This window comes from Variovorax sp. 54 (assembly GCF_002754375.1).
Classification (GTDB): domain Bacteria; phylum Pseudomonadota; class Gammaproteobacteria; order Burkholderiales; family Burkholderiaceae_C; genus Variovorax.
Genome location: NZ_PEFF01000001.1, coordinates 216,404 through 238,901 on the forward strand (window position 1 = coordinate 216,404; position 22,498 = coordinate 238,901).

The following is a 22,498-nucleotide window of genomic DNA, read 5'->3' on the forward strand; positions in this document are numbered from 1 at the left end:
TGAAAGCCCCCTGTCCTTCTTCTGCTACTCGACGATCGCGCCTCCGCCCAGTGCCTTGTAGAGCGTCATCGTTGCGTTGAGCTGGTTCAGACGGTTCTGCGCCAGCGAGACCTCCGCAGCGCGGCGCTTGTCCTTGGCGTCGAGCACGGGCTGCAGCGCGGTAGCGCCGGCGCGATAGCGCACTTCCGACAAGGCCTCGGCGCGTTGCGCCTGTTGCAGCGCCAGGGCCAGCTTCACGCTTTCGTCCTGCAGCTGGGTTCGCGACGACAGCGTGTTTTCCACCTCGGACAGCGCGGTGTACAGCGACTGGCGGAACCCGACGACCGCTTCTTCGTAACGCGTCTGCGATACGGCGACGGTCAGCCGCGCGGTGTTCCATTGCAGGAAAGGCAGCACCAGGCCGGCACCGAGGGTCGCGACCGGGTTCTTCAGCACCTCGCCCAATGCATTGCTCCCCGCGCCCAGCGAACCCGTGAGGCTCAGCACCGGATAGAAGCTGGTGCGCGTGGCATCGACGTTCGCGAGCGAGGACCGCAGGCGCTGCTCCGCAGCGCGCAGGTCGGGCCGGCGGCCCAGCAGGTTGGCGGGCAGTCCGGCATCGATCACGGGCAAGGCGGTGTCCGGCAGTTGGGAGGGCTCGTCCCTCGGGGCGTCGGGCGGCATGTCGAACAGGATGGCCAGCGCGTTGCGCGCTTCGACGCGCTGTTGCAGCAGCTGCGTGTGCGCCGCCTCCTGGCTCGCGAGGTTCTGGCCGGCCTGCGCGACGTCGAGGCCGGACACGGCACCCGCCGCGTACTTGGCTTGCACCAGCGCCTGGATGCGCCGCGCATCGGCCATGCCGGCTTCGCTCAGTGCGATGCGGTGGTTCAGGTAGCCGGTCTGCCAATACAGCCCGGCCGTGGTGCCCACCAGCGCCAGCGCCGTGGCCTCGCGGTCGGACTGGGTGGCCTGCAGCTCCCAGTCGGCAACGCTGCGCTGCGCCGACAGGCGGCCCCACAGGTCAACTTCGTAGCTCAGGCTCAGCAAGGATCTCGCGCTCGAAGCGGCAACGCCGCCGCGCTTCAGGTCGAAGCTGCGTTGGGTGCCCAGTTGCCCCGTCACGCCCGGCGTGAGGTTGGTGTTCGCCAGGCCGGCCTGCAGCTGCGCCCGTTGCACGCGGATGCCGGCGGCAGCCAGGTTGTTGTTGGTGCGCAGGACGCTGTCGATCAGGGTATCGAGCCGCGCGTCGTGGAAGGCGGTCCACCAGCGGGCCTGCGGCACGGCCGCCGCGTTCTGCGGCAGGGGCAGTTGCTGCTGCCACGCCTGCGGCACGCCGAGCGGCCGTTGTTCGCGCCGCTCCGGTTGGAACAGCGTGCAGCCGCTAAGCGCCAGCGCGATGGCGAGCGTCCCGAGGGTCAGGCGCGCGCTACTCACGAGCCAGTGCCTCGATGGGGTCGAGCCGCGCGGCGTTGCGCGCCGGCAGGTAGCCGAACAGCACGCCGATGAGCGACGCGCACAGGAAGGCCGACGCCACGGCCCCCAGCGAAAAGATCATTTGCCATTGCTTCACGAACACCGAAAACAAAAAGCTGATGCCGTACGACAGCATCACGCCGATGAAACCGCCGACCAGGCACACGAGCACCGCCTCGGTCAGGAACTGCTGCAGCACGTCGCTCTGGCGCGCGCCCACGGCCATGCGGATGCCGATCTCGCGGGTGCGCTCGGTCACCGACACCAGCATGATGTTCATCACGCCGATGCCGCCCACCACCAGCGAGATCACCGCGATCAGCGACAGCAGCAAGGTGAGCGACTGGCTCGTGCGCTCGGCGGTCTTCACGATGCTGTCCATGTTGAAGGTGAAAAAATCCTTGCCGCCATGGCGCAGCGTGAGCAGCCTCACGATGCTCTCTTCGGCGGCCTTGGTGGGCTGGCCGTCGCGGATGCGCACGGTGATGTTGTCGAAGTGCTGCTGGCCGAACAGGCGGCTGGCGCCGGTGCTGTAGGGCAGCCAGATGTTGAGCGACTTGTTCTCGCTGAACATGGTCTTCTTTTCCTGCGCCACGCCGATCACCGTGCACGGCAGGCTGCCCACGAGGATGACCTTGCCGATCGGGTCGGTGCCCTCGGGAAAGAGCTTGCGCCGCGTGTTCTGGTCGATCACCACCACCTGCGACTGCTGCCGCACGTCGTTGGCGTTGAAAGCGGTGCCGCTGGCCATCTGGATGTCGCGCACGCTGAAGAAGTTGTCGCTGACGCCGTTCACGTTGCCGTTGACGTCGGCGCTGCGGTAGCGCAGGCGCAGGCCGCGCATGGTGGTGGGCGTGACGCTGTGCACGTAGGGCTGCGCGGCAATGGCCTGCAGGTCGGCGGGCAGCAGCGTGCGGATGCTCGCGGCCTTGTCGTCGCCGAAGTCGTGGCCCGGATAGATGTCGAGCGTGCTGGTGCCGATGGCCTTGATGTCGGCCAGCACGAAGCGCTTGGCGCCCTCCCCGATGGCCACGATCGACACCACCGAGGTGATGCCGATGATGATGCCCAGCATGGTCAGCGCCGTGCGCATGCGGTGCGCCATCATCGAGCGCCAGGCCATGCGAAAGGCTTCGGAAAAACGCGCCCAGCCCGTGCTGAAGCGCGCAATGCCGAGCGTCGGGCGGGTCATGGCGGGCGGTGCCGGGGCGTCCTCGCCGACCGCGTGTGCGGGCGCGGCCACGGTCGGCACGTTCGGCCGGTCGCCGACGATCACGCCGTCGGCGATCTCGATGATGCGCTCGGTGCAGCGCGCCACCTGCATGTCATGCGTCACGATGATGATCGTGTGCCCCTGTGCATGCAGCTCGCGCAGGATGCCCATGACCTCGTGGCCGCTCTTGCTGTCCAGTGCGCCGGTCGGCTCGTCGGCCAGGATGACCTGCCCGCCGTTCATCAGCGCGCGCGCAATGCTCACGCGCTGCTGCTGGCCGCCCGAGAGCTGGCTCGGCCGGTGCTCGGTGCGGTCTTCGAGACCCAGGCGCGCCAGCAGCTGCCGCGCCCGTGCATCGCGCGCCGTGCCCTCGGTGCCGGCATAGACGGCGGGCACCTCGACGTTGCCGGTGGCCGTCAGGTGCTGCATGAGGTGGTAGCGCTGGAAGATGAAACCGAAGTGCTCACGCCGCAGCGCGGCGAGCGCGTCGCTGTCGAGCGTGCCGACGTCCTGGCCCGACACGGTGTAGGTGCCGGTGCTCGGCCGGTCGAGGCAGCCGAGGATGTTCATCAGCGTTGACTTGCCCGAGCCCGAGGCGCCGACGATGGCCAGCATCTCGCCATGGCCGATGTCCAGATCGACGTCCTTCAGCACCTGGACTTCCTGCTCGCCCGAAGGAAAGCTGCGGCCGATGCCGCGCAGGGTCAAGAGCGGTTGCGTCACTGGCGCGGTCCCCGGTTGCCACCGCCGTTGCCGTCGGTCTTCTCCAGTGCCGAGGCGTCGCCCGTGATGACGTTGTCGCCCTCCTTCAGGCCTTCGAGCACCTGGGCCTGGAAGTTGTTGCTGATGCCGATGCGCACCGGCCGCTTTTCCACGCGTTGGTCGGGCAGGAGCACGCGCACTTCATGGCGGCCGTCCTTGTCGCGCGCGCCGAGCGCGGTGAGCGGCACGGTCAGCGCCTGCTTGGCCTCGCCCAGCATGATGGCGACCTGCGCCGTCATGTCGACACGCAGCGTGCGCTCGGGGTTGGGCACATCGAACAGCGCGTTGAAGAACACGGCGTTGTTGATTTTCTCGGGCGACGGCTGCACCGCGCGCAGCGTGCCGTGGTAGCGCGTGTCGGGGTCGCCGAGGATGGTGAAGTACACCGGCAGGCCCGCCTTCACGCGCACCACGTCGGCCTCGGACACCTGGGCCTTCACGGTCATGGTCGACAGGTCGGCCAGCTTCATGAGCGTGGGCACCTGGAACGAGGCCACCACGGTCTGGCCTTCGAGCGTGTTGATCGACACCACGTCGCCGTCGATGGGCGCCATGATGCGGGTGTACGACAGGTTGGTCTGCGCCGAGGCCAGGGCCAGCTTCTGCTGGCGGATCTGCGCATCGAGCGACACGGCATCGGCGCGCAGCGCACGCAGTTCGGTGTCGGCGCTTTCCAGGTCCTGGCGCGCGGCGGCGTCCTGCGCCAGCATTTCGCGCTGGCGTGCCCAGGTGAGCTCGGCCTGCTTCACGCGGACCTCCTTCGCGAGCTTCTGGGCCTGCAGGTTCTCGAGCTTGGCCTGCTCCTGCGCCAAGGTGTTCTGCGAAATGACGGGATCGATCTCGGCGAGCCAGTCGCCCTTCTTCACCGTCTGGCCGAGCACCACTTTCAGCGACTTGAGCTGGCCGGACACCTGCGCACCCACCTCGACCTGCTTGAAGGCCTGCAGCACGCCGGTGGCGAGCACCGCGTTCTCGAGGTCGCTGCGCTGCACGGTGGCGGTGAGGTAGTCGCTTTTCTTCGGCGGGCTCAACCAGAAGAAGGTCGCGACGGCCAGCACGATGAGCAAGGCCAGGCCGACAAGGAGCTTGCGCGATCGTCGCGAAGGAGTGGTGGGCATGCAGTGAAGTGGGAGTGGAAACGGGCGATGAGACCCTGGAAAGGATGCGATTGATCCTAGCCCCGCTTGCTGAAGGTCTGCTAAAGCATGCGTTTTGGTGGGCTTTTTGCACGAACCCCGCGAAACGCCCCACGAAAAACGGCGTGGCCCGCCGCCCTTAAAGGACAGCGGGCCACGCCGCAGAAACTACTGAAAAAGAACTCAGCGCGCCGTGCGTCGACGCAAGAGCAGCGTGAGGAGCAACAGCGCCAGCACCGTGAACGCAACGAACGACCAATTCGCCAGCGTCAGGCCGAACAGCGACCAGTCGATCTTGGAACAGTCGCCGCCGCCGCGGAAGATCATCGGCAGCGCGCGCTTGAGCGGGAAGGTCTCGATCATCCCGTACAGGTCACGCCCGCACGAGACGACTTCGGGCGGATACCACTGCAGCCAGCTCTGCTGCGCCGCCGTGTAGGCACCGCCCACCGCCGCCGCCAGTGCCAGCACCCCGCCCGTCACCTGCAGGCCCCGGCTGTTGAACAGCGCCGCCAAGCCGGTGAAGAGCGCCACGAGCATCAGCGCATAGCGCTGCACGATGCACATGGGACAGGGTTCGAGCCCGACCACGTGTTGCAGATACAGCCCGAAGGCCAGCATCAGGACACAGGCCAGGCAGATCAGCGCGAGCGCGCGGCGCGGTGCGCCGAAGTACCAATGGATCAAGGAGATACCCAATCTTCTTCTACGAACACCCTGGCCTTGCGGGGGTTGGCGACGACGGTGTCGCCTTCCTTCAAGTCCAGGTCGCGGAACTGTTGCGCAGGGAGTTGCGCTTCGATGATGGTTCCGGAGCCCGGATTATCTGGATTCGTTTCGGTGGGCTCAAGTTCCAGCCGCGCGATCGGTCCGACCACAATTGCGCGCGACAGCGTGGCGACGATGCCGGTGGCGCCTGCCACGTAGCGGGTCACGTCCAGGTCATGCGGGCGCACGTAGGCCAGCGCCTTGGCGTCGCGCGCGGTGCTGTGCTCGGGCGAGTCGATGCGCATGCCGTCCAGTTGCACGGCGCCGTTGTCGGCCCGGCCGTGGAACAGGTTCACGTCGCCCAGGAAGCCGTAGACGAACGGGCTCGCGGGCTTGTCCCACACGTCCTGCGGCGAGCCGACCTGCTCGATGCGGCCCTTGTTGATCACCACCACGCGGTCGGCCACTTCAAGCGCTTCTTCCTGGTCGTGCGTGACGAAGATCGAGGTGACGTGCAGCTCGTCGTGCAGCCGGCGCAGCCAGCGGCGCAGTTCCTTGCGCACCTTGGCGTCGAGCGCGCCGAAGGGTTCGTCGAGCAGCAGCACCTTGGGCTCCACCGCCAGCGCGCGGGCCAGCGCGATGCGCTGGCGCTGGCCGCCGGACAGCTGTGACGGGTAGCGGTCGGCCAGCCAGTCGAGCTGCACCAGCTTGAGCAGGTCGGTCACCTTCTGCTTGATCTGCGCGTCGCTCGGCCGCTCCTTGCGCGGCTTCACGCGCAGGCCGAAGGCCACGTTCTCGAACACGGTCATGTGGCGGAACAGCGCGTAGTGCTGGAACACGAAGCCGACCTGGCGTTCGCGCACGTGCACGTCGGTCGTGTCTTCGCCCGAGAAGTGGATGCTGCCGGTGTCGGCCGTTTCCAGGCCCGCGATGATGCGCAGCAGCGTGGTCTTGCCGCAGCCCGAAGGGCCGAGCAGCGCGACGAGTTCGCCCGACTCGACGTCGAGGTTCACGTTGTTCAGCGCCCGGAAGTCGCCGAACTGCTTGCTGATGTTGCGGATTTCGATGCTCATGGAATCTCTTCCTCTGCCTTCTTCTGATGACTCCCTCTCCCCGCGGGGAGAGGGTCGGGGTGAGGGTTCTCCCCTCACCACAGGACTTTCAAACCGCCGCGGGACGCTCGGGCGGCAGCTCGGCGATGGCTTTCATTTCGCGCTCATGGCGCCACTCGATGACCGACTTGATCACCAGGGTGACCAGCGCCAGGATCGCCAGCAATGAGGCCACGGCAAAGGCGGCCACCGACTGGTATTCGTTGTAGAGCACTTCGACGTGCAGCGGCATCGTGTTGGTCTGGCCGCGGATGTGGCCCGACACCACCGACACCGCGCCGAACTCGCCCATGGCGCGCGCATTGCACAGGATCACGCCGTACAGCAGGCCCCACTTGATGTTGGGCAAGGTCACGCGCCAGAAGGTCTGCCAGCCGGTCGCGCCGAGCACGATGGCGGCCTGCTCTTCGTCGGTGCCCTGCGCCTGCATCAGCGGAATGAGTTCGCGCGCAATGAAGGGGAAGGTCACGAACACAGTGGCCAGCACGATGCCGGGCACGGCAAAGATGATCTTGATGTCGTGCTCCGCCAGCCATGGGCCGAACCAGCCCTGCGCGCCGAACACCAGCACGTAGATCAGGCCCGCCACCACCGGCGACACCGCGAACGGCAGGTCGATCAGCGTGGTGAGGAAGGCCTTGCCACGGAACTCGAACTTGGCGATGGCCCAGGCCGCGGCCACGCCGAAGACGAGGTTCATCGGCACCGCGATGGCGGCGGTGATGAGCGTGAGGCGGATGGCGCTCCACGCATCGGGTTCCTTCAGCGCCTCGAGGTAGGCATTGAGGCCCTTGCGCAGCGCCTCGACCGCCACGGCCGCCAGCGGCAGCACGAGGAACAGGAACATGAACACGAGGGCGATGCCGATCAGCGTCCAGCGGACCCAGGCCGACTCGGTGGTGCCGGCCTGTGCGCGGCGAATGATTTTGGAAGGCGCACTCATTGCGAGGTCCCGATGGGGTTGCGCGAAGGAACACCGCAGAACCGGCTTTGCCGGGCTGCTGGTGTTGCCCCCGGCGAGGGGGTTGGCGAAGCGACACGAAGTGCGCGAAGACTGGGGGAGTGCAACATTGCTAGGCCCCCGCGCGCTTGCGCTGCCAGGCTTGCAGGCCGTTGATGACCAGCAGCAGGATGAACGACAGCACCAGCATCACCAGCGCGACCGCGGTGGCGCCCGTGTAGTCGTACTGCTCCAGCTTGCCGATGATGATGAGCGGCGTGATCTCGGAAATCATCGGCATGTTGCCGGCGATGAAGATCACCGAGCCGTACTCGCCGATGGCACGTGCGAAGGCCATGGCAAAGCCGGTCAGCAGCGCGGGCGCAATCGCCGGAAAGATCACCCGGGTGAAGGTCTGCAGGCGTGTGGCGCCGAGCGAAGTCGCGGCTTCTTCGAGTTCTTTCTCGGTGTCTTCCAGCACCGGCTGCACTGTGCGCACCACGAACGGCAGCCCGATGAAGATCAGCGCAATCACGATGCCCGCCGGCGTGAACGCCAGCTTGATGCCGTACGGCTCGAGCAGTTGCCCGACCCAGCCGTTGCCCGCGAGCAGCGCCGTGAGCGAGATGCCGGCCACGGCCGTGGGCAGTGCGAACGGCAGGTCGACCAGCGCATCGACGATGCGCTTGCCCGGAAACTTGTAGCGCACCAGCACCCAGGCCACGAGCAGGCCGAACACCGCGTTCACCATGGCGGCGATCAGCGAGGCGCCGAAGGTCAGGCGGTACGAGGCCATCACGCGCGGCGCGGTCACCGACACCCAGAAGTGCTCCCACGTCATCGTGAAGGTCTTGAAGACCAGCGCCGACAGCGGGATCAGCACGATCAGGCACAGATAGAAGACCGTGAAGCCGAGCGTGATGTGGAAACCGGGCAGCACGCGCTTGGCGCCCCCTGCCCGGTTGGCACGTGAAAAAGGCGCTCCCGCTGCCGGGAGCGCCGAAGAAGCAGCGCCGCTCATTTACTTCGCGCCAGGGGTGTACAGCTTGTCGAACTGACCGCCGTCATTGAAGTGCACCTTCTGCGCCTCGCTCAGGCTGCCGAACAGTTCCTGCACCGTGAACAGCTGCAGCGGCTTGAAGGTCGAGGCGTACTTCTTGAGCACGGCCTGCGAACGCGGACGCAGCGCGTGCTTGGCGGCGATTTCCTGCGCTTCTTCGGAGTACAGCCAGTCGAGGTAGGCCTTGGCGAGCTCGCCCGTGCCCTTCTTCTTGACGGTGCGCTCGACGATGGCGACAGGGTTCTCAGCCACGATGGAAATCGACGGGTACACCGAGTCGACCTTGCCGGTGCCGAATTCACGGTCGATCGAGACCACTTCGGATTCGAAGGTGATCAGCGCATCGCCGATGTTGCGTTGCAGGAAGGCGGTGGTCGCGTCGCGGCCGCCGCGTGCCAGCACCGGCACGTTCTTGAACAGCTTGCCGACGAACTCGGCAGCCTGGGCGTCGGTGCCGCCCTTCTTCTTGATGTAGCCCCAGGCCGCCAGGTAGGCGTAGCGGCCATTGCCGCCGGTCTTGGGGTTGACGATCACGACCTGCACGCCCGGCTTGATCAGGTCGTCCCAGTCCTTGATGCCCTTGGGGTTGCCGTTGCGCACCAGCAGCAGCATGGTCGAGGTGGTGGGCGATGCGTTGTCGGGAAACTTCTTGTTCCAGTCCTTGGCGACCACGCCGGTGCCGGCCAGGAAGTCGATGTCGGTCGAGGTGTTCATGGTGACCACATCGGCGTCGAGGCCGTCGGCCACGGCGCGCGCCTGGGCGCTGGAGCCGCCGTGCGACTGGTCGATCTTGACGTCCTTGCCCGTGGTCTTCTTGTAGTTCGCCACGAAGGCCGCGTTGTAGTCCTTGTAGAACTCGCGCGCCACGTCGTACGAGGCGTTCAGCAGGCCCGTGCCTTGGGCAAAAGCGGTGTTGCCGGCGAGTGCGGAGGACGCCAGCGCGAGCACGGCAGCGAAGGTCTTGATTCTGGAAGTCATGTGGTTGCCAGGTTGTCTGAAAATTCACGACCGGCCGACCAGGCGGCGGGTTCGTCGGTCAACGATTGCAGCAGGGCCAGGCCGAGCGGCCAGTCTCCGTGCCCCGAATCGATGTTGATGTGCCCCGCATTCTGCATGCGCACGAACTCGCTGCCCCAGGCGCGCGAGTAGGCGCCGGCCAGGCGGATGGGGCAATAAGGATCGTTGCTGCTCGCCACCACGATGCTGCGGTACGGCAGCGCCGCATACGGCACGGGCGCGAAGTCGGACAGCACCGCGCGGCGCTCCGGGTCGGCCGGCGCCACCAGCAGCGCGCCCTGGATGCGGGCGGCGGCCTCGGGCGGCAGGTGCGCCGTGGCAATGCAGCCCAGGCTGTGCGCCGCGATGACCACGGGGCCTTCGCTTTCGAGCACCAACTTGGCCAGTGCGGGCACCCAGGCATCGCGCTTGGGCGAGGCCCAGTCGTCCTGCACCACCCGCGCCGCGCCCGGAATGCGTTCTTCCCACAGGCTCTGCCAGTGGCCGGGCCCGGAGTCGCGCCAGCCGGGCACGATGATGACGCGGGTCTGCATGTGCGGGTGCCGCCTGTGCTTCTTACTTGTTGGGCTGCGGCGTGATCCGCAGGTAAGGCTTGACGGCCTTGAAGCCCTTGGGGAAGCGCTCGGCCAGCTCGGCCGGGTCCTGGATGCTCGGCACAATGACGACGTCGTCGCCGTCCTTCCAGTTCACGGGCGTGGCGACCTTGTGGCTGTCGGTGAGTTGCAGCGAGTCGATCACGCGCAGGATCTCGTCGAAGTTGCGGCCGGTCGATGCCGGGTAGGTGATGGTGGTGCGGATGACCTTCTTCGGATCGATGATGAACACGCTGCGAACGGTGGCCGTCGCCGAGGCGTTCGGGTGGATCAGGTCGTACAGGTCGGCCACCTTGCGGTCGGCGTCCGCAATGATCGGGAAGTTGACGGTGGTGTTCTGCGTCTCGTTGATGTCCGAGATCCACTCCTTGTGCTTGGTGGCCGGGTCGACGCTCAGCGCGATGGGCTTCACGCCGCGCTTGGCGAACTCGCCCGACAGCGCCGCCGTCTTGCCGAGTTCGGTGGTGCACACGGGCGTGAAATCGGCCGGGTGCGAGAAGAACACGATCCACGAATCGCCGGCCCACTGGTAGAAGTCGATCGGGCCTTCGCTGGAGTCCTGGGTGAAATTGGGGGCGGTGTCGCCGAGTCGCAGGGTTGCCATGGTCGCTCCAAGGAGGGGGTGAAGCCTGGATTGTGCGAACCGCTGCTTCAATGGCAAACGAATATCTGTTTGTTTGGATATGACGTTTTTCGCATATAGAACTTGCGAAGCCCTGGCGTGACGCTATCTTTTAGATAGCAATCCGACCTCAGAACATCCGCATCTGCTCGCTTTGCAGGTGCTCCGACAGGAAGTCGATCAGCCGTCGCACTGCCGGCACCAGCGCCCGCCGCGCCGGGAACACCATGTGCGCCACCACGGGCGACGGCCCCCAGCCGGGCAGCACCCGCACCAGCCGGCCGGCCTCGACGTCGGCGCTGCACATGTAGTCGGGCAGCAGCGTCGCGCCGACGCCGCCCAGTGCGCCGAACTGCAGCGTGGCGAGGTCGTCGGCCACGTAGCGCGGCGTGTGCACATGCAGATGGCTGCGGCCCTCCGGGCCTTCGAGCCGCCATTCGGCGCGCCCTTCGCCGTTGACCGACATGGCCGCGGTCGGCAGCTTCGCGAGATCGGCGGGCGTGTCGATCGGGCCGTGTTCTGCCAGCAGCGCCGGGCTCGCGACCAGCACGCCGCGGCTGTGGCCGAAGGTCTTGGCCACGAGCACCGTGCTGTCCTCGATGGCGGGGCGCACGCGCAGCGCGATGTCGATGCCCTCCTCGATCAGGTCCACCGGCCGGTTGATGACGCGGATGTCGACGCGCACCGCCGGATAACGCGCCATGAACAGCGGGATCAGCTGCGCCAGCCCGCTGTGCGAGATGGTGACCGGGCAGGTCAACCGCACCAGCCCGCTCGGCTCGGTCTGCACCTGCGCCACCGCCTCGGCGGCCGCCTGCGCTGCGTCGCGCATCGCCGAGGCGTGCCGCAGGTAGATCTCGCCGGCCGGCGTGAGCGACAGGCGCCGCGTGCTGCGCTGCATCAGCTGCACGCCCAGCCGCTCCTCGAGCTCGGCCACGCGGCGCGACAGGCGCGATTTGGGAATGCCCAGCGCCCGGCTGGCGGCGGCAAAGCCGCCCCGCTCGGCCACCTCGGCGAAGAACACCATGTCGTTGAGGTCTTGCATCGCTTCATTGTCCTGCAAACAGAACGATCTGATCAAATTTTGGCTACTTATCAATCACTCGCATCAAAAATAGAATTCTCCCAACGCCGGCCACTTCTCAGCGCCGACACCTTGCACAGAAAGTGATTGACTGACATGAAGCTGCTCCACATCGACTCCAGCATCCTGGCCGCCGGCTCCACCTCGCGCCAGCTGACCGCCGAAACCGTCGCCGCCTGGCGCGCCGCCCACCCCAACACCCAGGTCGAGTACCTTGACCTCGCCGTGGACGCGCCCTCGCACTTCGGCGCCGACGCCCTCGGCATCAAGACCGGCGTGCAGGCCCAACCGACCGAAGCGCAGCTGCGCGAGAACGCCCTGTCGGAAAAGCTGGTGACCCAGTTCCTGGCCGCTGACGTCGTCGTGATCGGCGCCCCGCTGTACAACTTCACCATCCCGACCCAGCTCAAGGCCTGGATCGACCGCCTCGCGCAAGCCGGCCGCACCTTCAAGTACACCGACAAGGGCGCCGTGGGCCTGGCCGGCGGCAAGACCATCATCGTGGCGTCGAGCCGCGGCGGCATCTACTCGACCTCCGAAGGCGGTCAGGCCGCGGAACACCAGGAGAGCTACCTGAAGGTGATCTTCGGCTTCTTCGGCATCACCGACGTGCGCTTCGTGCGCGCCGAAGGCATCGCGATGGGTGACGCGCCCAAGGCCGCCGCACTGACCGCCGCGCGCGCCGACATCCTCGTGGCCACGGCCGAAGCCGCGAACCAGAAGACCGTTGCGCAAGCTGCCTGAGTCTTCCCGCGCCGGAACGAAAAAGCCGCCCCACGGGGCGGCTTTTTCATGAGCGCTTGCCTGCGTTCAGGCTGCAGCGTGGGCCTTGACCCAGGCCACGTACTTGTCCATCCAGCCCTGCAGGAATTTCTGCGTGCCTTCGTTGCCGATGTGGCCCTTGTCGTCGAACAGGCCTTCCTTGGCCTGCAGGAACACCTCGGGGCCACCCATCGTGGGCGCGTCCAGGTAGGCCAGGATGTTGCGCAGGTGCTGCTGCGCCAGCGCGGTGCCGATGGCGCCCACCGAGATGCCGAGCACGCCGGTCGGCTTGCCGGCCCACACGCTCTGGCCGTAGGGGCGCGAGGCATGGTCGATGGCGTTCTTCAGCACGCCGGGAATCGAGCGGTTGTATTCGGGCGTGACGAACAGCACGCCTTGCGCAGCGGCCACTTCGCTCTTGAGGCGCTTCACCGGCGCAGCCTGGTTGCCATCGTCGTCCTGGTTGTACAGCGGCAGGTCGTCGATGCGCAGGGTCTCGAAGGTGAAGTCCGACGGCGCCAGGTGCGCCAGCGCCAGAGCGAGCTTGTGGTTGAAAGAATCCTTGCGCAGGCTGCCGACGATGACGGCGATCCGGGTCTGTGCCATGGGTGGAACTCCTTGAAATGAGAAAGGCGTCGGAATGACCGGGACGATTATGCGAAGCGCTCAAGACCTTTTCCAGAAAAGTTCATGACCACCGGCGCACGCGCCTGCGCGCGGCGCACGACCCCGTGGGCCAGCCGGTCGAGCCCGGTGCACAGCAGCCAGTAGATCGCGCCCACGAGCATGAAGATCTCCGCCGGATAGACCATGGTGCGCGCATTCACCTGCGAGGCCACGAACGACAGCTCGCCCACGCCCACCACGTACGCCAGCGAGCTGTCCTTCACGAGCGTGACCCACTGGTTGATGAACGACGGCAGCATCATCCGCAGCGCCTGCGGCAGCACAACGTGGCGCAGCGTGCCCCAGCGCGTGAGCCCGAGCGACAGCCCCGCCGCCCACTGCCCCGCACCGATGCCGCGGATGCCCGCGTGCACCGCGTGGGCCAGGTAGGCACCGCCCACCAGCGACAGCGCGCACATCACCGACAGCACACCCGGCACGCTGACGCCCAGCGCGAACGGCAGCAGGAAGTAGGTCCAGAAGATCAGCATCAGCACCGGGATCGCCCGCAGGAAGGCCAGCCCCAGCGTCAACGTGCGCTTCAGCGGCCCCCGCGCCATGGCCAGCCCGATGCCCCACGCCAACCCGAGCACCGCCGACGCAATGCCCGAGCCCGCACTGAGCAGCACCGTGAGCGCCGCGCCGCCCAGCTCGCCTTGCGGAAAGGCGCCCCACAGCAAGTACGGCAGGCTGTCCCACAGCGTGTGCAGCGCATCGCTCATGCAGCAGCCCTCCCCGGCCCCACCGATTGCCGACGCGCAGCCCACGCCGCCAGCAGCTCGATCGCGCCGATGGTCACGATGTAGAGCAGCGTCGCCACGCCGAAGGCCTGGAAGGTCTTGAAGGTTTCGGCCTCGACCTGGCGCGAGGCGTACGACAGCTCGACCAGCCCCACGGCCATCGCGAGCGAGGTGTTCTTGACGATGTTCATGTACTGGCCCAGCAGCGGCGGCAACGCGATGCGCAGCGCCTGCGGCAGCACCACCTGCGCCAGCACCTGCGCGCGCGTGAAGCCCAATGCCTGCGCCGCCAGCGTCTGCCCCACGGGCACGCCGCGGATGCCCGAGCGGATGTCCTCGCCCACGTAGGCCGCCGCATACAGCGTGAGCCCGAACAACGCCGACAGCAGTTCGAAGGAAATGAAGCGCCCCGCCAGCAGCCCTTCGCGCAGCGCCTCGGGCAGCACGCTGGGTGCGCCGAAGTACCAGAAGAAGAGCTGCACCAGCAGCGGCGTGTTGCGAAACAGCGAGACGTACGCGCCACTCGCGCGCAGCCACGCCGGCCGGCTGGACGAGCGCCCCGCGGCCACGGCAATGCCCAGCAGCGTCGCGCCCGCCGCCACCAGCAGCGAGGCCCCCACGGTCACGAGCCAGCCGTCGAACAGCCAGCCGAGGTAACGGGGCGCGAGCAGGTGCTCGCGCAGGAAATCGGTCAAGGCCGCATCGATCCGGTGATCGATCCCGCTCGTCAGTTGGCGGCCACGCGCTGGTCGCCGATCTTCAGCAGGCGCGGCAGCGGCGCCTTGCTGCTGGGGCCGAACCAGGTGTCGTAGATCGCCACGGCGCGGCCGTTCTTCTCGCTGTCGACCAGCCAGGCGTTGAGCGTTTCGAGCAGGCGCGTCTCGCCCTTGGCCACGGCCGCACCGAGGTATTCCTTCGACACCGTGATCGCCGGGATCTCGTACTTCTCCTTGTCGGGAATCGCGTTCCACTGCGCCGTGAGCTTCACGCCGTCGTTGGTGATGGCCTGCACGTTGCCGTTGCGCAGCGCGGCCAGTGCAAACGGCGAATCGTCGTAGAGCACGACCTTCGCGTCGGGGTAGTTCTTGCGCAGGTTCGACTCCATCGTCGTGCCCTTCTCGGTGCCGATGCGGATGTCCTTGATCTGCGCAGCCTCCTTCAGCACGCCCGTCTTCGCCAGGAATTGCTGGCCGACCAGGAAGTACGGCGTGGTGAAGTCGACGGCCTTGGCGCGCTCGTCGGTGATGGTGAAGCTGGCAAACACCACGTCCGCCTTGCCCGAGGTGAGCAGCGGAATGCGGTTGGCCGGGTTGGTCGGCACCAGCTCGATCTTCACGCCCAGGCTCTTCGCGAACTCGGTGGCCAGGTCGATGTCGTGCCCCACCTGCTTCTTGCTGGCCGGGTCGATGTAGCCGAAGGGCGGGTTGCCGTCGAACGCGGCCACGCGCAGCACGCCGGCCTTGCGGATGTCGTCGAGCTTGTCGGCCCAGGCGATGTTGCCCAGGGTGGTGAAGGCGCCGAGGGCCAGGGCCAGGCTGGTCACGGTGAAAGAGGGGGTGTTGCGGGTCATGCCTGCGCTTCGCTGGAAGTGGAAAAAGAGAGCGCGACTCTAGGCAGCGCTGCGTGCGGCACCAACGAAGCAATTTCCGCTTGCATATGCAGCGACGAGTTGCGCATGAACAAATGACAAAAGCTTCGTGGCGCGAGACAGCGTCGATCCCTAGAGTGGCCAGCCTCTGCCTTCCGACTGACTGCTTTTTTCTTCTTCGGCCGCGCGACGCGGCCTCACTCTCTTCATGCACTTCCCGACCTCTTCCTCGCCCGCCGTCTCCCGGCGCCTTCTGCTTCGCGCCGGTGTCAGTGCCGCCGCCGTGGCCGCGTCGGCCCCGCTGTTTGCCCAGACGCGCGCCCGCACGCTGCGCATCGGCTACCAGAAGTTCAACACGCTCAATATCCTCAAGGGCACGGGCCAGCTCGAGAAGGCGCTCGCACCGGCCGGCGTGACCGTCGAGTGGCGCGAGTTCCTCGGCGGCAGCCAGCTGTCGGAAGCGCTGGCCGCCGGCGCCATCGACTTCGGCCATGCCTCCGATGGCATCGGCGTGTTCCAGCAGGCCAGCGGCAAGGGCTTGGCCTACCTCGCGGCCGAAAGCCCCTACCCCGGCGGCGTCGGCTTCCTGGTGCCGCGCGACTCGCCGATCCGCAGCGTGCGCGACCTGAAGGGCAAGAAGGTTGTCACCGGCCGCGGCTACAACACGCAGTACGTGCTGATCCGCGCGCTCGAAGCGGCCGGCCTGCGCTACGAAGACATCGAGCCGGTCTACATCGTCACGGCCTCCGACACCGTCGCCGCCTACCAGTCGGGCAGCGTCTCGGCCATCGGCCTGTGGGACCCGTTCCTGGCCGGCGCGCAGGTGGCGACCGAGTCGCGCCTGCTGTTCGACGGCACCGGCCTGAGCGGCAACCGCACCTACCACTTCGCGCAACCCGCCTTCGCGCGCACCAACGCCGACACGCTGCGCACCGTGTTCGCCGAACTGCGCAAGGCCAACGACTGGGCGCAGGCCCACCCCGGCGACGTGGTGGCCACGCTCGCGCCACAGCTGAAGGTCGAGCCCAAGGTGCTGGCGCTGGCAACCGAACGGCGGCACTATGGCGTCGTGGCGCTCACGCCCGCCATCGCCCGCGAGCAGCAGGGCCTGGCCGACGTGTTCGCGCAGCTGAAGCTCATTCCCCAGCCCATTGCGGTGAAGGATGCTTTTCTCGACCTGAACCTTGTGTGACGACGACACCCCGCACCCCGTGACCCGTTCTTCCTCCCACTACGACGCCATCGTCATCGGCCTGGGCGCCCTCGGCGCGGCCACCCTCTACCAGCTCTCGCAACGCGGCGCGCGCGTGCTCGGCATCGACCAGTTCGCGCCGCCGCACGACCGCGGCTCCTCGCACGGCGATTCGCGCATCACGCGGCTGGCCGTCGGCGAAGGCGACGAGTACGTGCCGCTGGTGCACCGCTCGCACGCCATCTGGCGCGAACTCGAAGCGCGCACCGGCCGCACGCTGATGACCACCACCGGCGGCCTCGTCCTCGCGCCGCGCGACCGTGTGGCCGCACATCACGGCAAGTCCGACTTCGTGCGCCGCACCATCGCCTGCGCCGAGCGCTTCGGCATCGCGCACGAGGTGCTCGACGCGGCCGGCATCCGCGCGCGCTACCCGCAGTTCCATCTGCAGGGCGACGAGATCGGCTACCTCGAGCGCGACGCCGGCTTCGTGCGCCCCGAAGACGCCATCGCCGCCCAGCTCGCCGTGGCCCGCGCCGACGGCGCACAGACCCGCACCGGCGAGCGCGTGCTGAGCGTCGAGCCCGTGGGCAACGGCGACACCGTGCGCGTGCGCACCGAAACCGCGAGCTTCACCGCCGACCAGGTGGTGGTCGCGGCCGGCGCCTGGCTGCCCGAATTTCTCGGCCGCCAGGCACGCACCGACTGGCAGGCCGACTTCTCCGTGCACCGACAGGTGATGCACTGGTTCGACACCGGACCCGCCGCCGCGGCCGACTTCGCGCCCGGGCGTTTTCCCATCTTCATCTGGATGTTCGGCGACGCGCAGGAAGACTACATGTACGGCTTTCCGGCCTCCGACGCGTCGCAGCCCGCGCTGAAGGTCGCCACCGAGCAGTACGTCGACGCCACCACGCCCGACGCACTCGAGCGCGACGTGAGCGCCGAAGAAACCGCCGCCATGTACCGCAACCGCGTCGCCGGTCGCTTTCCGCAGATCAAGGGGCACGCGCTCAAGGCCCGCGCCTGCATGTACACCGTGACGCCCGACCGCCGCTTCGTGATCGACGCGCTCGACGGTTTGCCGAATGTGCTGGTCGTCTCGGCCTGCTCCGGCCACGGTTTCAAGCACTCGGCCGGGCTGGGCGACGCCATCGCCGACCGGGTGCTGGGCCGCGAGAGCGCGCACGGCCTCGACCTGCGGCCCTTTGCCCGCGAACGGTTGGTGGCCTCGCAACACCCCTGAGGCGCCCGCGCGCGATCCGGGGCATCATCGCTCCCGATCTTCAGTTTCTTCGGAGGCAGCGCGCGATGCGATTCCTGATGGTGGGTGCCGGTGCACTCGGTGGTTACTTCGGCGGGCGCCTGCTCGCAGCGGGCCGCGATGTGACCTTTCTACTGCGTCCCGGCCGCGCGGCCCAGCTGGCCACGACCGGCCTCGTCGTGCGCAGCCCCTGCGGCGACCTCGACCTGCCCACGCCGAAGCATGTGCTGGCCGAGCAGATCGATGGCCCCTACGACGTGGTCGTGGTCGGCTGCAAGGCCTACGACCTCGACGCGACCATGGACTCGTTCGCGCCCGCCGTCGGGCCCGACACCGTCATCCTTCCGCTGCTCAACGGCCTCGGCCACATCGACCGGCTGGCCGCGCGCTTCGGCGAGGCGCGCGTGCTCGGCGGCCTGTGCATGATCTCCGCCACCCTCGACGACGAAGGCCGCGTGCTGCACCTGAACGACATGCACAGCCTGAGCTACGGCGAACGCGTGGGTGGCCGCTCGGCGCGCATCGACGCCATCGCGGCCCAGTTCACCGGCGCGAACTTCGCCGCCACCGCGAGCGAGACCATCGCGCAGGACATGTGGGAGAAGTGGGTCTTCATCGCCTCGGCGGCAGGCCTCACGAGCCTGATGCACGCCTCCATCGGCGACATCGTGGCGGCAGGCGGCGAAGACGTGGCGCTTGCGATCTTTGACGAGTGCTGCGCGATCGCCGCCCACAACGGCTTTGCGCCACGCCCCGGCGCCCTCACGCGCGGCCGCGCGGTGGTCACGACCGCCGGCTCGCCCATGACCGCCTCGATGTACAAGGACATGGCCCGCGGCGCACGCGTCGAGGCCGACCACATCCTGGGCGACCTGCTGGCCCGAGCTCCGCGCACCGCATCGCCCACGCCGTCGGTGCTGCGCACGGCCTACGTGCACCTCAAGGCCTACGAGTTCCGCCGCGCCCGCGAAGCCGGCTGAACGGCCACCACGCCATGGCCGACACGCTCGCCTTCCTCCACACCGCGCAGGTGCATGTGCAGACCTTCGGCGGCCTGGCACGCGAGATCGCACCCGAGCTGCGCGTGCAGCACCTGGTGATGGAAGCGCTGCTGGCCGACGCGCGCACGCTGGGCGTCGATCACGCCGGCCTGGTGGCGCGCGTCCACAACGCCATGAGAGACGCCGCTTCGGACGGCGCCTCCGTGGTCGTGTGCACCTGCTCGACCATCGGCGGCATCGCCGAGAAGACCGCCACCGGCGGCGCCTTTGCAGCCCTGCGCATCGACCGCGCCATGGCCGACCGCGCCGTGCGCAACGGCCCGCGCGTGCTGATCGTCGGCGCCGTCGAGAGCACCATCGACCCGACCCTGTCGCTCGTGCTTTCAGCCGCGCGACAGGCCGGTGTCGGCATCCGCGCCAGCACGCTGCTGGTCGAAGACGCCTGGGTGTATTTCCAGTCGGGCGACACCCCGCGCTACCTGGCCACGTTGGCCGAATCGATCCGCGCCGCGGCCGATGGCACCGACGTGATCGTGCTGGCGCAGGCGTCGATGGCGCCGGTGACGGGGCTGCTGGCGGATTTGGGGGTCGATGTACTCAGCAGTCCGCAGTTGGGGGTGGCGCATGCGGTGGCAACAATGCGGGCCCGGCATGCGGCGTTGAATTCGTGAGAATCGGGCACGCTTCGGACCAAAAGTATCTATTCACTTAGAAATTCATTTGGTTTGAATTTCCCAATGGCGAATGGGATAATTTATCTATTCATATAGATATGCAATGCCGCCGTCCAACCCGTCATCCCTGAGCGCCACAGCCCTCGCCTTCATCCGTTCGCAAGGCGCTGCCACGAGCGCCGAGCTGCAGGCGCGGCTGGGCATCAGTCAGGCGACTGCCTCACGCACGCTGGCGCCGCTCGTTCGCAGCGCGCAGATCCTGAAGGTCGGTGCGGCGCGCTCCCAGATGTATGTGGCGCCCCGGCACGTCGAACGCGTCGGCGCCGAGGTGCCGGTCGTCGAGGTCGATGCCGCTGGCCAGGCCTCGCCCTTCGGACGCATCGTGCCGCTGCAGGGCGGACGTTGCTGGATGGACGAGCAGCAAGGCCGCAGCGCGCTGCATGACGGCCTGCCGTGGTTCCTTGCCGACATGCGCCCTCAGGGCTTCATCGGCCGCGCCTTTGCGCATGGGCACCCCGAACTCGGATTGCCGCCCAACCCCGAGCATTGGAACGACGACGACGTGCTGCAGGCGCTCGCGCTGTGCGGCGAAGACCTGCCCGGCAACCTCGTGGTGGGCGCCGAATCCTTTCAGCGCTTTCATGCATTGGGCGCACGCGCCGCTCGCCCGGTCTCGGTGAACGACTACCCGGCCATGGCGGAAAGCGCCATGCAGGGCACCCTGCCCGGCTCCTCAGCCGGCGGCGAACAGCCGAAGTTCTGCACGGCGCGCGACGGCCGGCAGGTCATCGTCAAGTTCTCGCTGGCAGGCGCGTCGGCGCTCGACCGGCGCTCGCGCGATCTCCTCGTCAGCGAACACCTGGCACTGAGCACGCTGGCGCAAGCGGGCGTCGCGGCGGCCGCCACGCGCATCTTCATCGAAGGCGGCCGTGTGTTCCTGGAGGTTGAACGCTTCGATCGCTCGGCCCACGGCCGCATCGGCATGGTGTCGCTCATGGCGTACGACGCGCAGCACATCGGCAAGATCGACAACTGGGCCGCCACGGCCAACCGGATGGCCTCGCGCGGCCTGCTGCGCGCAGACGATGCGCAGCGTCTGCGCTTTCTCGAAGCCTTCGGTCGCCTCATCGGCAACACCGACCGGCACTACGGCAACATCTCGCTGCTCATCGAAGGCAACGATTGGCGCCTCGCGCCCGCCTACGACGTGCTGCCCACGCTGTATGCGCCGACGAGCGGCGAACTGCCCGCGCGCGATCTGGCGGCCACCGGGCTGGCGCCTACTGTGGACACCCTGCAGGAATGGCCGCATGCCCGGCAACTGGCGGGCGTGTATTGGGAAACCCTGGCCGCCGACGACCGCCTCTCCGGGCCGTTCCGCACGCTGGCGCGACAGAACCGGCGGCTCATCGCCGAACTGCCAAGCGCGTGAACTGCGCGTTCAGTCCGCCTTCTGAATCGTCTCCCCCTTCAACGCCCCCATGTCGCGGATGTTGAAGCGGTGCTGCTTCCACCCCGCCATGGTGCGGCGGAAGTTGGCCAGGGAGATGCCGTAGTACAGCACCTTGAACATGCGCAGCGCGCCCCACATCGGCGTGCCCTTGTAGATGTCGCCGGCCAGCAGCGACATCAGCGCTTCCTTCACCCGGAACGGGTTGCCGGGGTACATGAACATGTCGCGGATGGTCGGGTTGGTCACGCGGTAGATGAACCACGAGTACTCGCGCGGGCCCTTGCGCATCATGGCCTCGAAGCCTTCGCGGGCACGGGCCAGCTCGGCCGGCTGGTCGAGCGCGGTGGCCACGAGCTCGGCGCCGTCGAAGGCGCTGTGCATGGCCAGGTACACGCCCGAAGAAAACATCGGGTCGATGAAAGTGAAGGCATCGCCCAGCAGCAGATAGTTGTCGCCCGTGGCGTGCGTGCTCGAGTACGAGAAGTTGCCGGTGGCGTGCACCGCGTCGTCGATCAGCGTGGCGTTCTTCAGGCGGTCGGCCAGCACGGGGCACAGCGCGATGGTGTCGTAGAAGAATTCCTTCAGCGATTTTTCGCGCGTCTTCAGGTAGTAGGGCCAGCACACCGCGCCCACGCTGGTCGTGCCGTCCGCCAGCGGGATGAACCAGAACCAGCCGTGCGGAAACCAGCAGATGCTGATGTTGCCTTCCTTCTTGCCCTCGAGCCGCTCGGCGTTGGTGAAGTGGCCGAACAGCGCGGTGCTGTTGTGGGCGGGGTTCTTCTGCTTGCAACGGAATTTGTTGGCCAGCAACGTGTCGCGGCCCGTCGCGTCGATCACGAAGCGGGCACGCCAGCTGCGCTTGGCGCCGTCGTCCATCACGGCCTGCACGGTCGCGCCGTCGGCGTCGAAAGCCACGTCGCGCACCTTGCAGCCTTCGAAGGTCTGTGCGCCGCGCGTGGCGGCGTTGCGGAACAGCAGTTCGTCGAGTTCGGAGCGGCGCACCTGCCAGGCGGAGTCGAGCGACTTGTCCCAGCCTTCGGCGAACTCGACGTAGCTGCGGTGCTCATGCTCGGGCGAGACGAACTCGATGCCGAACTTCGGCATGCCGATCTTCTCGACCTGGTCGCGCACGCCGAGCCTGTCGAACAGTTCGACGTTCGCGGGCAACAGCGATTCGCCGATGTGAAAACGCGGGTGGTGCTCTTTCTCGACCAGCACCACCTGTCGGCCCTGCTGCGCCAGCAGCGCCGCGACGGTCGAGCCGGCTGGGCCGCCGCCGATCACGAACACGTCGCACGACTCGTTGACAGAAGGAGCGCTGGAAGAAGAAACCTGAGGCTGGGACATGCAAGGACAAGCAGCGTGATGGACAGCGACAGAGCATAGCGCGCCCGCACCGCACGACGCAAAACGGGCTGGCAGCACGCCCCCGGAAACGGCACACTGGCCGCCTTTTCAG

22 protein-coding genes are annotated in these 22,498 nt (G+C 67.6%); 6 read left to right on the plus strand and 16 right to left on the minus strand.

Annotation, left to right across the window (positions count from 1 at the left end):
• Positions 1-24: 24 nt before the first annotated feature.
• From CLU95_RS01010 to CLU95_RS01065, 11 genes are all read right to left on the minus strand, one after another.
• Complete coding sequence (locus tag CLU95_RS01010; protein ID WP_099789533.1) at positions 25-1,413, minus strand: efflux transporter outer membrane subunit; 1,389 nt, start codon at positions 1,411-1,413, stop codon at positions 25-27.
• Positions 1,406-3,388 carry a macrolide ABC transporter ATP-binding protein/permease MacB gene (gene macB, locus CLU95_RS01015; RefSeq protein ID WP_099789536.1) on the minus strand — a complete coding sequence of 661 codons (1,983 nt, stop codon included), beginning with the start codon at positions 3,386-3,388 and terminating at the stop codon, positions 1,406-1,408. The genes CLU95_RS01010 and macB overlap by 8 nt, the downstream gene beginning before the upstream one ends.
• Positions 3,385-4,545: a macrolide transporter subunit MacA gene (gene macA / locus CLU95_RS01020; RefSeq protein ID WP_099789539.1), complete on the minus strand. Its 1,161-nt coding sequence runs from the start codon at positions 4,543-4,545 to the stop codon at positions 3,385-3,387. Before macA ends, macB begins: the two co-directional genes overlap by 4 nt.
• 201 nt (positions 4,546-4,746) lie before the next feature.
• Positions 4,747-5,250 (minus strand): disulfide bond formation protein B, encoded by a 504-nt coding sequence (locus tag CLU95_RS01025; protein WP_099789542.1) that lies wholly within the window; start codon positions 5,248-5,250, stop codon positions 4,747-4,749.
• The gene (locus CLU95_RS01030; RefSeq protein WP_099789544.1) at positions 5,247-6,344 is read right to left on the minus strand and encodes a sulfate/molybdate ABC transporter ATP-binding protein; all 1,098 of its coding nucleotides are present in this window, start codon (positions 6,342-6,344) and stop codon (positions 5,247-5,249) included. Before CLU95_RS01030 ends, CLU95_RS01025 begins: the two co-directional genes overlap by 4 nt.
• An 88-nt stretch (positions 6,345-6,432) precedes the next feature.
• Positions 6,433-7,326 carry a sulfate ABC transporter permease subunit CysW gene (cysW, locus tag CLU95_RS01035; RefSeq protein WP_099789551.1) on the minus strand — a complete coding sequence of 298 codons (894 nt, stop codon included), beginning with the start codon at positions 7,324-7,326 and terminating at the stop codon, positions 6,433-6,435.
• Between the two features lie 130 nt (positions 7,327-7,456).
• Positions 7,457-8,344, minus strand: a complete 888-nt coding sequence (gene cysT / locus CLU95_RS01045) for a sulfate ABC transporter permease subunit CysT (protein ID WP_099789553.1) — start codon at positions 8,342-8,344, stop codon at positions 7,457-7,459.
• Positions 8,345-9,361 (minus strand): sulfate ABC transporter substrate-binding protein, encoded by a 1,017-nt coding sequence (locus CLU95_RS01050; RefSeq protein WP_099789556.1) that lies wholly within the window; start codon positions 9,359-9,361, stop codon positions 8,345-8,347. It abuts the gene before it with no gap.
• A complete protein-coding gene (locus CLU95_RS01055) occupies positions 9,358-9,933 on the minus strand; it encodes an RBBP9/YdeN family alpha/beta hydrolase (RefSeq protein ID WP_099789558.1) in 576 nt (191 codons plus the stop codon). The genes CLU95_RS01050 and CLU95_RS01055 overlap by 4 nt, the downstream gene beginning before the upstream one ends.
• 22 nt (positions 9,934-9,955) lie before the next feature.
• Positions 9,956-10,597, minus strand: a complete 642-nt coding sequence (locus CLU95_RS01060; RefSeq protein ID WP_099789561.1) for a peroxiredoxin — start codon at positions 10,595-10,597, stop codon at positions 9,956-9,958.
• A 148-nt stretch (positions 10,598-10,745) separates the two neighbouring features.
• A complete protein-coding gene (locus tag CLU95_RS01065) occupies positions 10,746-11,660 on the minus strand; it encodes a LysR family transcriptional regulator (RefSeq protein WP_099797055.1) in 915 nt (304 codons plus the stop codon).
• 135 nt (positions 11,661-11,795) lie between these two features.
• Here CLU95_RS01065 and CLU95_RS01070 point away from each other — a divergent pair, with 135 nt between their 5' ends.
• The gene (locus tag CLU95_RS01070) at positions 11,796-12,443 is read left to right on the plus strand and encodes an FMN-dependent NADH-azoreductase (RefSeq protein ID WP_099789563.1); all 648 of its coding nucleotides are present in this window, start codon (positions 11,796-11,798) and stop codon (positions 12,441-12,443) included.
• Between the two features lie 66 nt (positions 12,444-12,509).
• Here CLU95_RS01070 and CLU95_RS01075 read toward each other — a convergent pair whose 3' ends face one another.
• From CLU95_RS01075 to CLU95_RS01090, 4 genes are read right to left on the minus strand one after another with little or no spacing between them, the layout of a single operon-like run.
• Positions 12,510-13,067 (minus strand): NADPH-dependent FMN reductase, encoded by a 558-nt coding sequence (locus CLU95_RS01075; protein ID WP_099789566.1) that lies wholly within the window; start codon positions 13,065-13,067, stop codon positions 12,510-12,512.
• Between the two features lie 47 nt (positions 13,068-13,114).
• Positions 13,115-13,849, minus strand: coding sequence for an amino acid ABC transporter permease (locus CLU95_RS01080; RefSeq protein ID WP_099789569.1), 735 nt, complete (start codon positions 13,847-13,849; stop codon positions 13,115-13,117).
• Complete coding sequence (locus tag CLU95_RS01085; RefSeq protein WP_218967420.1) at positions 13,846-14,562, minus strand: amino acid ABC transporter permease; 717 nt, start codon at positions 14,560-14,562, stop codon at positions 13,846-13,848. Before CLU95_RS01085 ends, CLU95_RS01080 begins: the two co-directional genes overlap by 4 nt.
• A gap of 32 nt (positions 14,563-14,594) precedes the next feature.
• Positions 14,595-15,437, minus strand: a complete 843-nt coding sequence (locus tag CLU95_RS01090) for a transporter substrate-binding domain-containing protein (RefSeq protein ID WP_099789571.1) — start codon at positions 15,435-15,437, stop codon at positions 14,595-14,597.
• A 226-nt stretch (positions 15,438-15,663) separates the two neighbouring features.
• Here CLU95_RS01090 and CLU95_RS01095 point away from each other — a divergent pair, with 226 nt between their 5' ends.
• From CLU95_RS01095 to yjjJ, 5 genes are all read left to right on the plus strand, one after another.
• Positions 15,664-16,647, plus strand: a complete 984-nt coding sequence (locus CLU95_RS01095; RefSeq protein WP_099789574.1) for an aliphatic sulfonate ABC transporter substrate-binding protein — start codon at positions 15,664-15,666, stop codon at positions 16,645-16,647.
• Between the two features lie 19 nt (positions 16,648-16,666).
• The gene (gene solA, locus CLU95_RS01100; RefSeq protein WP_099789576.1) at positions 16,667-17,893 is read left to right on the plus strand and encodes an N-methyl-L-tryptophan oxidase; all 1,227 of its coding nucleotides are present in this window, start codon (positions 16,667-16,669) and stop codon (positions 17,891-17,893) included.
• A gap of 65 nt (positions 17,894-17,958) precedes the next feature.
• Positions 17,959-18,891 (plus strand): 2-dehydropantoate 2-reductase, encoded by a 933-nt coding sequence (gene panE, locus CLU95_RS01105; protein ID WP_099789579.1) that lies wholly within the window; start codon positions 17,959-17,961, stop codon positions 18,889-18,891.
• A gap of 14 nt (positions 18,892-18,905) precedes the next feature.
• Entirely contained in the window at positions 18,906-19,583 is a 678-nt protein-coding gene (locus CLU95_RS01110; RefSeq protein WP_099789582.1) for an aspartate/glutamate racemase family protein, read from the plus strand.
• Between the two features lie 106 nt (positions 19,584-19,689).
• Positions 19,690-21,018, plus strand: coding sequence for a type II toxin-antitoxin system HipA family toxin YjjJ (gene yjjJ / locus CLU95_RS01115; protein ID WP_099789585.1), 1,329 nt, complete (start codon positions 19,690-19,692; stop codon positions 21,016-21,018).
• A 9-nt stretch (positions 21,019-21,027) separates the two neighbouring features.
• On the opposite strand, the gene CLU95_RS01120 is transcribed toward yjjJ, so the two are convergent.
• Positions 21,028-22,386 (minus strand): NAD(P)/FAD-dependent oxidoreductase, encoded by a 1,359-nt coding sequence (locus CLU95_RS01120; protein ID WP_099789588.1) that lies wholly within the window; start codon positions 22,384-22,386, stop codon positions 21,028-21,030.
• Between the last annotated feature and the right edge of the window lie 112 nt (positions 22,387-22,498).

Bases quoted from the DNA above. Each gene is read 5' to 3' on its own strand.
- macA (WP_099789539.1), bottom strand. From the start codon at position 4,545: ATGCCCACCACTCCTTCGCGACGATCGCGCAAGCTCCTTGTCGGCCTG.
- CLU95_RS01030 (WP_099789544.1), bottom strand. From the start codon at position 6,344: ATGAGCATCGAAATCCGCAACATCAGCAAGCAGTTCGGCGACTTCCGG.
- cysW (WP_099789551.1), bottom strand. From the start codon at position 7,326: ATGAGTGCGCCTTCCAAAATCATTCGCCGCGCACAGGCCGGCACCACC.
- cysT (WP_099789553.1), bottom strand. From the start codon at position 8,344: ATGAGCGGCGCTGCTTCTTCGGCGCTCCCGGCAGCGGGAGCGCCTTTT.
- CLU95_RS01050 (WP_099789556.1), bottom strand. From the start codon at position 9,361: ATGACTTCCAGAATCAAGACCTTCGCTGCCGTGCTCGCGCTGGCGTCC.
- CLU95_RS01055 (WP_099789558.1), bottom strand. From the start codon at position 9,933: ATGCAGACCCGCGTCATCATCGTGCCCGGCTGGCGCGACTCCGGGCCC.
- CLU95_RS01060 (WP_099789561.1), bottom strand. From the start codon at position 10,597: ATGGCAACCCTGCGACTCGGCGACACCGCCCCCAATTTCACCCAGGAC.
- CLU95_RS01065 (WP_099797055.1), bottom strand. From the start codon at position 11,660: ATGCAAGACCTCAACGACATGGTGTTCTTCGCCGAGGTGGCCGAGCGG.
- CLU95_RS01070 (WP_099789563.1), top strand. From the start codon at position 11,796: ATGAAGCTGCTCCACATCGACTCCAGCATCCTGGCCGCCGGCTCCACC.
- CLU95_RS01075 (WP_099789566.1), bottom strand. From the start codon at position 13,067: ATGGCACAGACCCGGATCGCCGTCATCGTCGGCAGCCTGCGCAAGGAT.
- CLU95_RS01080 (WP_099789569.1), bottom strand. From the start codon at position 13,849: ATGAGCGATGCGCTGCACACGCTGTGGGACAGCCTGCCGTACTTGCTG.
- CLU95_RS01090 (WP_099789571.1), bottom strand. From the start codon at position 15,437: ATGACCCGCAACACCCCCTCTTTCACCGTGACCAGCCTGGCCCTGGCC.
- CLU95_RS01095 (WP_099789574.1), top strand. From the start codon at position 15,664: ATGCACTTCCCGACCTCTTCCTCGCCCGCCGTCTCCCGGCGCCTTCTG.
- panE (WP_099789579.1), top strand. From the start codon at position 17,959: ATGCGATTCCTGATGGTGGGTGCCGGTGCACTCGGTGGTTACTTCGGC.
- CLU95_RS01110 (WP_099789582.1), top strand. From the start codon at position 18,906: ATGGCCGACACGCTCGCCTTCCTCCACACCGCGCAGGTGCATGTGCAG.
- yjjJ (WP_099789585.1), top strand. From the start codon at position 19,690: ATGCCGCCGTCCAACCCGTCATCCCTGAGCGCCACAGCCCTCGCCTTC.
- CLU95_RS01120 (WP_099789588.1), bottom strand. From the start codon at position 22,386: ATGTCCCAGCCTCAGGTTTCTTCTTCCAGCGCTCCTTCTGTCAACGAG.